This is a genomic window from Clostridium tagluense (assembly GCF_003865095.1).
Lineage (GTDB): Bacteria > Bacillota > Clostridia > Clostridiales > Clostridiaceae > Clostridium_AD > Clostridium_AD tagluense.
This window is the reverse complement of the sequence record NZ_BHYK01000005.1, coordinates 54455-67218: the sequence shown is the minus strand read 5'-3', so window position 1 is coordinate 67218 and position 12764 is coordinate 54455. Positions and strand designations below refer to the sequence as shown.

Here is a 12764-nt window from a genome sequence, read left to right as displayed (position 1 = left end):
TATTAAAATTCAAATATATTTAATACAGAAATACTTTAAAAGGGGTTTAAAATTGAAGTTACTATTAGTTATAATATTACTTCTCATAATGTTCTTATTGTTTAAACTATTTAAAACTTTGAATATAAATATTTTAATAACAATAATTTGTTCCCTTGCTATTCTCCAAATAATATTGGCACCAAATATTTGTATAAAGTACACTATATCTGGTGCAAAATTGTTTTTCAATGCTGTTTTTCCCTCTCTTTTCCCGTTTTTAGTCGTAATAAATATTATAATAAGCTACGATGGTATTCATATTTATTCTAAATTATTAGGTAATATAATTTGCAAACCATTAAAACTGACTAAAGAATGTAATTTTGCACTGTTAATTAGTATATTATGCGGTTACCCCTTAGGCGCACGATATACTTGTGATTTATATGAAAAAAATCTAATTGATTTAAATACCTGTGAAAGGTTGCTAAACATAGCTTCCAACTCCAGCCCTTTATTTATTATAGGTTCAGTAGGTGCTTCTATGATGCTTAGTGCTAAGATTGGCTATATATTATTGCTTTCTAATCTTCTATCTTGCATGTTTATGGGATTTATTATTCCATCAAAAAATTCACTTTATAAAATTAAAAGTAAAAATACTAATTCTTCTAAAATGGCAGATTCAACTAAAAATATTGGTATAATATTTAAAAATAGTATCGAAGATGCCCTAAAGAATTCCTTAAATATAGGTGGTTTTGTCATCGTATTCTCTGTAATAACAGGCATAATTAAAGACAATGCGCTATTCCACATTGTCATTAATAAGATTTCTTTGATTATTGGTTTTTCTAGAAGTTTTATAGAGGGATTAATATTAGGATTACTCGAGGTAACTAATGGATGTTATTTAATATCTTCTAGTAATTCAAGTTTATATATAAAACTTCCAATTTTAAGCTTTTTAATTGCTTTTAGCGGTTTATCTATCATTTCGCAAGTTTATAGTTATACCTATAAACACAATGTGTCAATAAAAAAATACATCCTTCGAAAATTTATTCAAGGCATAATTTCTTCAATTTTAACAATAATTTTATATTATGTTTTTCTTCAAACTTCATCTATCTTCACCTTTAATGATATAAATTTATATAGCAGTAGTAGTTTGTACTTTTTAATACTATTGATTTTGTTTGTCCCACTACTACTCATAAACATAATTAGACTATTTCATAGTTCTTAATTCTTTAACATTTTCTCTTATTAAAGTTGTGGTATCCGTAACTTCTTCTTGCAAAGAGATTAAAAATGTTTGAACATCCGCTTTAATCTTATGAAGCATTTGTTGACCTTTTAACTCAATTTCTTTATCTAATTGAGATAATATTTCATCCGCATAGTCTTTAGCACCTAGCCTCATGATTTTAGCGTCTCTTTGCGCTGCAGCTATGATCTCTTCAGCTCTTGTTTGCGCTTCTTTAACTAGGTCTTGCTTTTCAACTCTTCTTCTTATTTTGTCAATGGTTTCTTCCTCGAAAATTTTAGCTTGTTTTTTTGCATCAATAAGAATTCGCTCTTTTTCATCACAAATCCACTGAGCCTTCTTAAATTCATCTGGCAAGTGATTTACAACTTGATCAATTATATCCAATATTTCTCTTTTGTTTATCACTGACTTACCTGTAACAGGTATTTTAGATGAACTCTCAATAATTTCTTGAAGATATTCTAAAAGCTTTATAACATCCATATTTACCCTCCTATTTAGAATTAATTTTCCTCATAATATCTGGAATAATCTGGTCAGGTACTAATCCCTTAATACATCCCCCAAACATTGCAACCTGCTTAACTGATGAAGAACTTAAATAGCAATATTCTGCCTTCGTCATCATAAACATAGTTTCCTTAGTTGGATCCAATTTATTATTCATGGATGCCATTTGAAACTCATATTCAAAATCTGAAAAAGCTCTAAGGCCTTTCACAATAACTCCTGCTTCCTCTTTATTCATCAGATCAACAAGTAAGCCGCTAAACTTCTTTACCCGTACATTAGGTAAATCCCTCACTAAGCTTTTTATTTGTTCTACTCTCTCATCTACAGAAAAGAGATTTTTTTTCTCAGGGTTAACAAGCACTCCTACAATCAATTCATCAAAAACCCTAGCCGCCCTCTCAATAATATCTAAATGTCCATTGGTTATTGGGTCAAAACTTCCAGGGCAAATCGCTTTTTTCATGTTATTCCTCCATGTCTTCCTTTGGTATACTAATAATTTTTAACTATTAGCTCCCTTATATTCATAAAATAAAACAGTGGTATTCCCATATTTCCTCAAATCAGAAAGATGAATAATATTATTTCCTTCATATATTTCTTCTGAAGAATCTATTTTACAAACAATCAATCCATCCACGCTTAAAAGTTTATTTGCTGAAATAATCTCAATTGCAGGCGGAATCATATCTTTAGCATATGGCGGGTCTATAAAAATTAAATCAAAAACAACTTTTTCCTGCGCAAATTGTTGCATATATTTATATGTGTCACCTTTTAAGCAGATGCATTTATCGTTAAACTTTAAATTATCTACATTCTTCTCTAACATGGCAAAAGTAGTATCTCCCATGTCAATTAGATAGCATTTTTCAGCTCCTCTACTTGCAGCTTCTAGACCTAAGCTCCCCGTACCTGAAAACATATCTACCACTACTGCATTCCTTGTTCTGTCTTGGATTATATTAAATATAGCTTCTTTTATTCTATCTAACGTGGGCCTCGTTCCCATCCCAACAGGGGACAACAACTTTCTTCCTCGTGCACTTCCCGAAATTATTCTCATATGTTTATTCCTCCATCTAGCCAGTTTCGATAATATTTTAACATATTTATGTAATATATACAAAGATATTTTTCCCCTAATTAAAACAAATATAATTAGAACTTTGCTGTATTTTTTCTGTTATTTCATTCTTTACCTTTATGTCTTCAATGTTATTACTTTTTATTAACTCTTTTGCTTCACTATTTGCTAGTTTTAATATATTAATATCTTCAATTACATCGGCTATTATTAGACCTGATTCACCATGCTGCTTAAACCCAAATAATTCTCCTGCGCCGCGAGTTTTCAAATCCTCTTCAGCAATAAAAAAACCATCATTACTTTTTATCATTATTTCTAATCTTTTTCTTACTATTTTGTTTGTTATATTAGCAAGTAAAATGCAATAGGACTTATGCTCTCCTCTTCCTACGCGTCCTCTAAGTTGGTGAAGTTGTGCAAGACCAAACCTTTCTGAATTCTCAATTATCATAACAGTAGCATTGGGAACATTCACTCCAACTTCTATAACAGTGGTACAAATCAATGCTTTAATTTCTCCAGTTTTAAATTTATCCATGATTTCATTTTTTTGCTTACTAGGCATTTTACCATATACCATTGCTATTTCTGTAGAGTTAAAATATTCACCCTTTAGTTTTTCATAAAGCACCTGAACTGAACTTAATTTCATTTCTTCATTTTCTTCTACCAAGGGGCAGACTATGTAAACTTGTCTTCCTTTATTAATTTCACTTAATGCAAATTCATATACGTGTCTACTGGAGGTCATACTTTCATAGGAGGTGTCAATATTCTGCCTACCTGGTGGCAATTCATCTATTATAGATACGTCTAAATCACCATATAAATATAAAGATAGTGTTCTTGGTATAGGTGTAGCTGTCATTACAAGAATATCTATATTTTTACCTTTATTAGAAAACCTATTTCTTTGTGACACTCCAAAGCGATGCTGCTCGTCAGTAACAATCATACCTAAGTTTTTAAATTGTACATTATCTTCAATAAGTGCATGTGTTCCAATAATAACATCAATGGTTCCATTCTTTAGTTCTTGTTTTATTAATTCCTTATTTTTAGGGGTTGTACTTCCAGTTAATAGCTTTATGGTAAGCGGAAAATCTTTTAATACATTTTGAATTTCCTCATAATGTTGATTGGCTAGAATTTCAGTTGGTGCCATCATAGCTGCTTGATAACCATTTTTCACCACATTAAACATGGTAATTATAGCAACTATTGTTTTACCGCTTCCAACATCCCCCTGCAAAAGCCTATTCATGCCTTTATCCTTCTTTTGATCTATTAAAATTTCCCGAACAACTTTACTTTGTGCTTTTGTAAGGTTAAAGGGAAGTCGCTCTTTTAATGTTGTAAGTTCTGGAGCTATTTTAAACTTGATGCCATCATTATTAGTTTTTATAAACTCTTTTAACATTAATATTTTCAATGAATATGTGAATAGCTCTTGAAATTTTAGTCTTTTTTTAGCTGAATTAAGTAATTCTAAACTTTTAGGGCTATGAATACTTCGAATAGCTTCATCTAAAGAACAAAATCTGTATTTATCCAGGAGCCATTTAGGCAAGTTCTCTGTTATTTCAATATTACAGAGAACGTCAGATATAATTTTATTGAAAAAATTATTTGTAACATTATTTTTAAGTGGATATGTTGCAATAATTTTATTTGTATCCATCGACGTATTTTTCACTATTTTTGGATTCATCATTGTGATTTCACCCTTAAAATTATTCACTTTGCCAGTGATGATATAACTATTTGAATTTTTAAAGCTATTCTTTGCATAAGTTTGATTAAACCACTTACCTTTGAATTTATTTTCACCTTGGCAAAATAGTATCGTAGAAAGAGTTTTATTATTTTTTAACCTCTGATCTTTTAATATATTTAAAACAGTGCATTCTACAATGATTTTTTGATTATCTTCGCAATCCATAATATTTTTCACAGCAGATACATTCTCATAATTTCTTGGAAAATATAATAAAAGATCTAATACATTAAAAATTCCACATTTATTCAATGTTTCTGCCATTATAGGCCCAACACCTTTTATATATTTTATATCACTATAAATATCCACAAATACCACTCCAAAAATAAGATTTTAATTAATATACCTAAGAAAAAAAGCCCTAGGGCTTTTATTCAACTGAAGCAATAAAATAATATAGTGGCTGTTTTCCATTGTAATGTTGAACATCTATATTTGGATATTTATTCTCTAACTCCGAAATAAATGCTTCCACTTCACTTATTATACAATCTTCACCATAGAAAATCGTAACAAGCTCGCTATCTTCAGTAATCATACTATCTATAACATCGGTGCAAACTTTGTAAATATCTGTTCCAACTTCTTTAATTTTGTTCTCAACTAAACCTAGGATATTTCCTTGTTTTATTGTTTTACCATCAGATTCAGTGTCTTTAACTGCATAAGTCACAGAAGCGGTTACAACATTTTTAATTGCTTCTTTTAGTGTATTTTCATTTTCTTCTACACTAGCTTCTGCGTTAAACATTGTTACGGCAGTTATTCCTTGAGGAATAGTTTTAGAAGGAATAACTATTACATTTTTATCTGACAGTTCCACTGCTTGTAGCGCTGCCATAAGTATATTTTTATTATTAGGTAATACAAATATATTATCCGCATTAACTTTATTAATACTATCTAATATATCTTGTGTACTTGGATTCATAGTTTGGCCGCCCTCTATTACAACATCCACACCTAAATCCTTAAAAATATTTCTAATGCCCTCACCAAGTGCAACAGATACAAATCCGTATTTTTTATTTTCAGTGGTATTTTCTGCTGCGGATTGCTCTGCTACTTCCTCTTGAATCCCTAATAAATTTCTATGTTGCTCTCTCATGTTTTCAATTTTTATCTTAGAAAGCTCACCTAGTGTTACTGCTTTTGAAAGCACTAAACCTGGATCATTTGTGTGTATGTGAATTTTAAGAAATTCATCTTGGGTCACCACAACCATTGAGTCTCCATGTTTTTCTAAGTAAGTCTTTAATTCATTAGTATCAACATTTTCAGCAATAACTAATAATTCAGTACAGTATCCATACTTTATGTTTACAGGCATATCTGTAGCTACAGGTGGTATTATTTCTGATTTACTACTTTGCTTGTCTGATTTATTAATGGTAGCTTCCATATTGTTTTTTAAAGCTTCATGCATGCCCTTAAATATTATTAAAAGTCCCATGCCACCTGCATCAACAACTTTTGCTTCTTTTAATGCTTGAAGCATATCTGGAGTTTTATCTAACATAATTTGACTATGCGTGCAAACTTCTTCCATAAGCTCAACGACATTGGTTGCTCCGCTACTAACTGCACTTTCACCAGCAGCTTTAATTATTGTTAAAATAGTTCCTTCAGTAGGTCTCATAACAGCCTTATATGCAAAAGTGGCACCTTCCAAAATACTTTTAGCAAATTCTTCAGAAGTAACTTCATTTTTACCTTCTAGGCCTTTTCCAATACCTCTAAATATTTGTGATAGTATAACGCCTGAATTGCCTCTTGCACCCATCAGCGCGCCTCTAGCTATCTTTTGTGATATCTCACTAATAGATGTAGTTGACATATTTTCAATTTCACACACTGCAGCCTTAAATGTCATTGACATATTAGTGCCTGTATCTCCATCTGGAACTGGAAACACATTAAGTGCATTTACGTATTCCTTTTGATCTTCTAACCTATTAGATGCATTAATTACCATATTACGGAAGTGTTGTCCGTTTATTTTTAAGTATTCCACTGTCTTTACCCCCTTAAACCCTTACACCTTGTACGTTTACTGTTATTGCTGCCACTTTTAGTCCTGTATAATTTTCAACATTATATCTTATTTTTTGAATTATATTATTTGCAATTACAGAGATTTTTGTGCCATATTCAACTATTATATACAATTCAATAAATAGTTGATTTTCTTTAGAATGAATTTTAACCCCTTTATTTAAACCATCACTTTTAATTAATTGCCAAAATCCATCCTTAGCATCTTTTAATGCCATTCCCACAACTCCATAACACTCCATTGTAGAAATGCCAACTATATTAGCTAACGATTCCTCTGAATAATATATAATACCATTCTCGCTCGTAATGTTACCTTTCATTGTAATTCCTCCTTATAACGCTATATAGATTATTTTATAGTATAAAGCTAATTTATTCAAGAAAATTAATTGTTAAATTACTTTAGTCAGTAATAATTTTGTATTCTACTTGCAAGAGTAGTAGTATCTATGTTACAATAATGCGTGTTTCAATTGAGAAATTTTTTTTTCTTATTAGTCTTAAGGAGGTGTTTTCATTGTCAAGAAAATGCGATATATGCGATAAAGGTGTTATTTCTGGTGTTCAATATAGTCACTCACACCGTCAATCAAAGAGAAAATGGGCTCCAAATATCCAAAAGGTTAAAGCTATAGTTAGCGGAACGCCTAAATCTATACATGTATGTACTAGATGTCTTCGTTCAGGTAAAGTACAACGTGCTATATAATTAGGAACAAAAAATGCAGCTTATAAAGCTGCATTTTTTTATTTTAACGACATTAGTGAGAATATTAACATCATTATAAACTTTTCTATGTTATTTTCTAAAGAAAAATCTGATTATTCGAGATATAAACCTGGGTACTTTAATAGCCACAATTTTCATCTTTATTCCCCCCTAAACCTGAGCTATAGACCTGCCTATCACCACATCACTAACAATGATCGTTGTGATTCATTATAGTAAAGCCGCAGTAAACAATTCCTCCTCCCGCAGCAATCAGCCACCACCAAAATGGAACTATTACTGCTGCTATAATCCCTATTCCTACACATGCAACAATTACTCCAAGTTGATCTCCTAGATGCTTATAATACTTTTTCATAAGTTGTTATCCTCCAAAAGTATTCCAATATTATTATATGATTTACTATCAGTAATGTTGCAAAAATAAAAAACTATTTTTTTATCGAAATTATCAATAAAAAAATAGCTTATATATATATATATATATAGTTTCTATAAAAATTTTAATCTGATGATAATATTATCATTAGAGTTCCAGATTTAAATTTAAGTTCAACTTGAGGTAGCACAAACTCGTTTGAAATAGTTATACTCTGTCCAGTTTTCAAATTATAATTATTTAATGGATATTTTGAACCCTCAATGGTTAATCCAATTATTTCATCACCATAAGATTGCAGTGAGAATATCTGCCCCACAGTGCCACTTAATGATGTTGAGGTATTAACTAACCTAATATCATTGTTTTCATCCTTTATGCAAGCATCAACGCCATTTTCCATGCAAATTTTCAGCATTCCAATATTGCCAAGCAAATGATCAACTCTACTTCCTATGCAACCGAGAAACACTATTTCATTTGGTTTCATACAGAGAGCCTTTTGGGCTGCAATTTCAGTATCAGTAAAATCTTTTTCTGCAGGATAAATGTCTATAATACATTTGCCTTTTTTAAAATACTCAAATGCCCCTTTATCAATGGAGTCAAAATCTCCTACTAATAAATGAGGCTCTATATTATAGTCATATAGACAATTTGCCCCACTATCAGCTCCAATTAAAAATGTATCCTCAGTGATTTCCTTTGTGATAAATTCCTTGGATGGCGGATTACCTCCTGATATTATTATGACCTTCATTCTAAATACCAGCTCTTAATTCTTTTATATTTTTCTGAATTTCATCATTCTTAAATATAGCAGACCCAGCTACAATTACATTAGCACCGCTACGCACGACTTCCGAAATATTAACTTTATCAATGCCACCATCTACTTGAATCATAAGGTCTTTATTATATTTATCCGAAAGAGCTCTGACTTCTTTAATTTTGTCTGAGCAATATTTAATATATTTTTGCCCACCAAATCCAGGGTTTACAGACATAATAAGTACCATATCAAGATTACTTATTAAATCTTTAATACAGTCTACAGGTGTAGCAGGATTTAATGCAATTCCTGCTTTAACACCAAAACTTTTTATGTAATTAATAGTTCTATCAATATGCCTATCTGCTTCATAATGAACAGTTATAATGTCAGCTCCTGCCTTTGCAAAATCTTCTACATATCTAGATGGTTCTTCAATCATAAGATGCACATCAAAGGTTAATTTTGTTAGTTTGCGAACACTCTTAATAATTGGAATACCAAAAGAAATGTTAGGTACGAACATACCATCCATTACATCAATATGAATCATATCAGCACCATATGCATCTAGCTGCTTTATATGTTCTCCTAGCCTTGAAAAATCCGCTGACAATATAGACGGTGATATTTTAATCATTTTCTATTCCCCCTAGCAATAATTTCTTCTAATGTTTTTACATAAAACTTATACCTATCCCCGTAAATTTCATTATTTTCTACAGCTTCTTTAACTCTGCAGTTAGGTTCCTTATGGTGCATACAATTAGAAAACCTACATTCACATCTATGTTTTTCAAATTCTGGAAAACAATATTGTAATTGTTCTTTGTCTATGAAATCTAAACTTAAAGAGGAAAATCCTGGTGTATCTAACAAAAATCCTTCTTCATATTCAATAAGTTCACTGTGCCTTGTAGTGTGCTTACCTTTTTGGGATTTCTTACTTATATCTCCGGTTATCATAGCTTCTCTTCCAACTATACTATTTAGTATAGTTGATTTTCCCACTCCAGAAGGTCCACAAAAAACACTAATATTATTTTTTATTTTTGTTTTAAGTCCGTCTAAACCTTCGCCTTCCTTTGCTTTTAAAAATACTATATCACATCCCACACTCTTTAATTCTTTTATAAGGTCCTCATTAACTTCTTCAACTAAATCTAGCTTATTTAAACAAAGAACTATTTTTAACTTATAAAATTCACAAAGCACTAAGAATTTATTGAGCAAATCCATATTTAAATCAGGTTGCTTAAAAGCAAAAACCACAAAAGCTTGAGTGACATTAGCAACTACTGGGCGTATCATCTCATTATCTCTTTCAAAGATTTTTTCGATTACACCTTTGCTCTCGTCTACCTCTAGCATTATTTCTACTTTATCACCAATAACAGGGGAAAGCCCAGCATACCTGAACTTCCCTCTTGCCTTACATTTAATAACTTTATCTTCAACTTTTACAAAATATAATCCGCCTACACCTTTTATGATTACTCCTTGCATATATCCTCCAATGTTTAACTTTAATTTAATTTTTTTAAATGTATTTCATATCCTACTTTATATTTTTTTATTGACCGGTTGGCGGTGTTACTGGAGCCTGGGCCTTTGAAGTTAATGTTATAGTATCTCCAACATTTACCTTAGCCCCTGGCTCCTTATCTTGTTTATCAATGATATCTGCATCATTACCACTAAGAACTATAGTTATGTCATTTTTAGCAGCTAAATCTCTTGCATCCTTAACTGTTTTTCCTATAAAATCTGGAACAGTAAATTGCTCTTTTGGGGGTTCTTTATATCTATAATAACTAAAACCTACAGAATTACCTTGCTCAACTTTTGTATTTGCAGGAATTGTTTGATTGAAAATTTTACCATCCTGTGACTTATCCTTAGTTTCCACTTCGCTTGTATTACCTAATTTTAAATTTGAATTTTGCAATTTTTCTTGTGCTTCATTTTGAGATAATCCGATTAGTTCTGGAACTTTTGACCACTTAACATCTGCTCCCTTACTTATTACTAAATTTACTTTATCACCTTTTTTGGCTAAACTTTCTGCACTTGGATCTTGATTTATTACTATACCACTAGCAACAGATTCACTGGATTCCCTTACAACATTACCTAATACAAAACCCTTTTGTTCAATAGCAGATTTAGCGGAAGCTTCGTCAAGTTCTTTAACATAAGGAACTGGCAAACCCTCTGGCCCTTTACTCACCCTAACTCTTACTTCTTTATTAGCTTCTATTTCTGTTCCTTCCTTTGGCCAGCACTCTACCACCGCACCTTTGGGTTTTTCACTATTTTCTTCTCCAATTTCTGTATAAATCAAACCTTTTTCTTCAACTGTTTTTTTTGCTTCCACTTTATCTAACCCGACAATTTTAGGCACTAGTAATTGAGCTGTAACTTTAACATTATTCTTAGAAAAACCTTTATATATTACGCCTGCTGCACCCAGTAGCACAATTAATAAAATTACTGCAACAGATACTATTATTTTTGTTTTATTTTTTTTATTAATTTTTGGTTTTTCATTTTTGGGAACCTCTGGTTTTTCGTAATCCTCTACATTTACAGGTGCCATAACTCTAGTATATTCATTTTCCATGGTATTTGTTGTGACAGTATACTCACTATTTTTTTGTATCCTTTGTAAATCCAAAAGCATTTCATTGGCAGTTTGATATCTCTTTATAGGTTCCTTCTCTATTGCTTTTAATATTAATTTATTTAAATTTTCAGGAACATTGTCATTTATGTCCTTAGGTGGCACAACTGGTTCCTGTATATGTTTCAAGGCTACGGATACAGGACTTTCAGCATCATAAGGCACTCTCCCTGTAACCATCTCATAGAGAACTATTCCAAAAGAATAAATATCCGTTCGAAAGTCTACAAAGCTGGCCTTAGCTTGTTCTGGTGAAAAATAATGAGCTGACCCCATTACTGTACTAGTATTAGTTATAGTTACAGAACTAGAAGCCTTTGCTATACCAAAATCTGTAACTTTCACTGTCCCATCTTCAGTCACTAATATATTATGCGGTTTTATGTCCCTATGTATAATGTTATTCTTATGAGCACACTGGAGTGCTTTTGCAATTTGAATACCATAATCTATTACCTGACTATTATTCATACTACCATTTTGAAGTATAACTTGCTTTAGTGTTTTACCTTTTATATATTCCATTACAATATAGTTAATGTCATTCTCTTGACCAACATCATAAATGTTAACTATATAATTTGATGAAAGACTAGCTGCAGAAGCGGCCTCTTTTTTAAATTTTTCCATGAAATCTATATTATTTGAAAATTCTTCTTTTAATATTTTTACAGCAACATTACGATTAAGAAGATGACACTTAGCTTTATAAACTATTGCCATTCCACCTTCTCCAATTTTTTCAAGGAGTTCATATCTACTCCCTAACATGGTTCCTATCATCTCTGCACTCTCCTTCAAATACGATAACTGATATGTTATCGCGTCCACCCTTAGATTTGCTTAAATCCACTAACATTTTGCAGCTAGAGTCATTGTCATTTTTGATAATAATATCATACATTTCATCATAAGTCACATCATTGGTAAGACCATCTGTACATAAAATACATTTAATTACGCTAGTCAAATCCACATCAAATAAATCAACTTCTACTTCTACATTTGTTCCAAGTGCCCTTGTAATAATATTTTTATTTGGATGATTTCTAGCCTTTTCTTCAGTAATAGTACCATTATCTAAAAGTTGTTGTACAAGTGAATGATCTCTTGTAATTTTTGATAATTTTCTTTTATTATCGATAACATAACAACTACTATCACCAACATTTGCAACAACCATCTTATCTTGCTTTTTAAAACAAATTGTTATAGTTGTGCCCATACCTTTAAGTGAATCATCCTCACTTGCCATATCATAAATTTCCTTATTTGCATGTTTTATTCCTTCAGAAAGCACTTCTTTTAGATCGGAGCCATATTGATTCGCCTTTACATATTCTATTATAACCTTAATAGCCAGTTCACTTGCAACCTCTCCTGCGTTGTGTCCTCCCATACCATCAGCTACAGCATAAATGCCAAAATCACTACATTCAAAATAACCTACAGAGTCTTCATTTGTTTTTCTAACATTTCCAACATCAGATAAAACCCCCAGCAT

14 protein-coding genes are annotated in these 12764 nt (G+C 31.2%); 2 read left to right on the top strand and 12 right to left on the bottom strand.

Going from position 1 to position 12764, the window contains the following annotated elements:
* Positions 1–52: 52 nt before the first annotated feature.
* On the top strand, positions 53–1231 hold the full coding sequence (spoVV, locus tag Ctaglu_RS05855) for a dipicolinic acid transporter SpoVV (protein WP_373861661.1): 1179 nt from the start codon (positions 53–55) through the stop codon (positions 1229–1231).
* Here the strand turns inward: spoVV and Ctaglu_RS05850 are convergent.
* From Ctaglu_RS05850 to Ctaglu_RS05825, 6 genes are all read right to left on the bottom strand, one after another.
* Positions 1214–1738, bottom strand: a complete 525-nt coding sequence (locus Ctaglu_RS05850) for an ATPase (RefSeq protein ID WP_124999008.1) — start codon at positions 1736–1738, stop codon at positions 1214–1216. The genes spoVV and Ctaglu_RS05850 overlap by 18 nt on opposite strands.
* Before the next feature lie 10 nt (positions 1739–1748).
* Positions 1749–2231 (bottom strand): pantetheine-phosphate adenylyltransferase, encoded by a 483-nt coding sequence (coaD, locus tag Ctaglu_RS05845; protein WP_124999006.1) that lies wholly within the window; start codon positions 2229–2231, stop codon positions 1749–1751.
* A gap of 39 nt (positions 2232–2270) precedes the next feature.
* The gene (gene rsmD, locus Ctaglu_RS05840) at positions 2271–2834 is read right to left on the bottom strand and encodes a 16S rRNA (guanine(966)-N(2))-methyltransferase RsmD (RefSeq protein WP_124999003.1); all 564 of its coding nucleotides are present in this window, start codon (positions 2832–2834) and stop codon (positions 2271–2273) included.
* Between the two features lie 76 nt (positions 2835–2910).
* The gene (gene recG, locus Ctaglu_RS05835) at positions 2911–4947 is read right to left on the bottom strand and encodes an ATP-dependent DNA helicase RecG (RefSeq protein ID WP_124999001.1); all 2037 of its coding nucleotides are present in this window, start codon (positions 4945–4947) and stop codon (positions 2911–2913) included.
* Positions 4948–5008: 61 nt separating this feature from the next.
* The gene (gene fakA, locus Ctaglu_RS05830; protein ID WP_124998999.1) at positions 5009–6652 is read right to left on the bottom strand and encodes a DAK2 domain-containing protein; all 1644 of its coding nucleotides are present in this window, start codon (positions 6650–6652) and stop codon (positions 5009–5011) included.
* A gap of 13 nt (positions 6653–6665) precedes the next feature.
* Positions 6666–7016: an Asp23/Gls24 family envelope stress response protein gene (locus tag Ctaglu_RS05825; RefSeq protein ID WP_124998997.1), complete on the bottom strand. Its 351-nt coding sequence runs from the start codon at positions 7014–7016 to the stop codon at positions 6666–6668.
* A gap of 197 nt (positions 7017–7213) precedes the next feature.
* Between Ctaglu_RS05825 and rpmB the strand changes: the two genes are divergently transcribed.
* Positions 7214–7405, top strand: a complete 192-nt coding sequence (rpmB, locus tag Ctaglu_RS05820; protein ID WP_124998995.1) for a 50S ribosomal protein L28 — start codon at positions 7214–7216, stop codon at positions 7403–7405.
* A gap of 208 nt (positions 7406–7613) precedes the next feature.
* Here rpmB and Ctaglu_RS25030 read toward each other — a convergent pair whose 3' ends face one another.
* The 6 genes from Ctaglu_RS25030 to Ctaglu_RS05795 all read right to left on the bottom strand — a co-directional run bounded on the left by Ctaglu_RS25030 (position 7614) and on the right by Ctaglu_RS05795 (position 12764).
* A complete protein-coding gene (locus Ctaglu_RS25030) occupies positions 7614–7784 on the bottom strand; it encodes a hypothetical protein (protein ID WP_164944224.1) in 171 nt (56 codons plus the stop codon).
* 145 nt (positions 7785–7929) lie between these two features.
* On the bottom strand, positions 7930–8565 hold the full coding sequence (locus tag Ctaglu_RS05815) for a thiamine diphosphokinase (RefSeq protein WP_124998993.1): 636 nt from the start codon (positions 8563–8565) through the stop codon (positions 7930–7932).
* 1 nt (position 8566) lies between these two features.
* Entirely contained in the window at positions 8567–9217 is a 651-nt protein-coding gene (gene rpe / locus Ctaglu_RS05810; RefSeq protein ID WP_124998991.1) for a ribulose-phosphate 3-epimerase, read from the bottom strand.
* On the bottom strand, positions 9214–10083 hold the full coding sequence (gene rsgA, locus Ctaglu_RS05805; protein WP_124998989.1) for a ribosome small subunit-dependent GTPase A: 870 nt from the start codon (positions 10081–10083) through the stop codon (positions 9214–9216). The genes rpe and rsgA overlap by 4 nt, the downstream gene beginning before the upstream one ends.
* A 67-nt stretch (positions 10084–10150) precedes the next feature.
* Positions 10151–12043 (bottom strand): Stk1 family PASTA domain-containing Ser/Thr kinase, encoded by a 1893-nt coding sequence (gene pknB, locus Ctaglu_RS05800; RefSeq protein ID WP_124998987.1) that lies wholly within the window; start codon positions 12041–12043, stop codon positions 10151–10153.
* Entirely contained in the window at positions 12018–12764 is a 747-nt protein-coding gene (locus tag Ctaglu_RS05795) for a Stp1/IreP family PP2C-type Ser/Thr phosphatase (RefSeq protein ID WP_124998985.1), read from the bottom strand. Before Ctaglu_RS05795 ends, pknB begins: the two co-directional genes overlap by 26 nt.

Excerpts from the sequence above, each read along its gene's own strand:
- rsgA (WP_124998989.1), bottom strand. The coding sequence starts at position 10,083 with ATGCAAGGAGTAATCATAAAAGGTGTAGGCGGATTATATTTTGTAAAA.
- Ctaglu_RS25030 (WP_164944224.1), bottom strand. The coding sequence starts at position 7,784 with ATGAAAAAGTATTATAAGCATCTAGGAGATCAACTTGGAGTAATTGTT.
- rpe (WP_124998991.1), bottom strand. The coding sequence starts at position 9,217 with ATGATTAAAATATCACCGTCTATATTGTCAGCGGATTTTTCAAGGCTA.
- Ctaglu_RS05825 (WP_124998997.1), bottom strand. The coding sequence starts at position 7,016 with ATGAAAGGTAACATTACGAGCGAGAATGGTATTATATATTATTCAGAG.
- Ctaglu_RS05795 (WP_124998985.1), bottom strand. The coding sequence starts at position 12,764 with ATGCTGGGGGTTTTATCTGATGTTGGAAATGTTAGAAAAACAAATGAA.
- coaD (WP_124999006.1), bottom strand. The coding sequence starts at position 2,231 with ATGAAAAAAGCGATTTGCCCTGGAAGTTTTGACCCAATAACCAATGGA.
- rsmD (WP_124999003.1), bottom strand. The coding sequence starts at position 2,834 with ATGAGAATAATTTCGGGAAGTGCACGAGGAAGAAAGTTGTTGTCCCCT.
- Ctaglu_RS05850 (WP_124999008.1), bottom strand. The coding sequence starts at position 1,738 with ATGGATGTTATAAAGCTTTTAGAATATCTTCAAGAAATTATTGAGAGT.
- Ctaglu_RS05815 (WP_124998993.1), bottom strand. The coding sequence starts at position 8,565 with ATGAAGGTCATAATAATATCAGGAGGTAATCCGCCATCCAAGGAATTT.
- pknB (WP_124998987.1), bottom strand. The coding sequence starts at position 12,043 with ATGATAGGAACCATGTTAGGGAGTAGATATGAACTCCTTGAAAAAATT.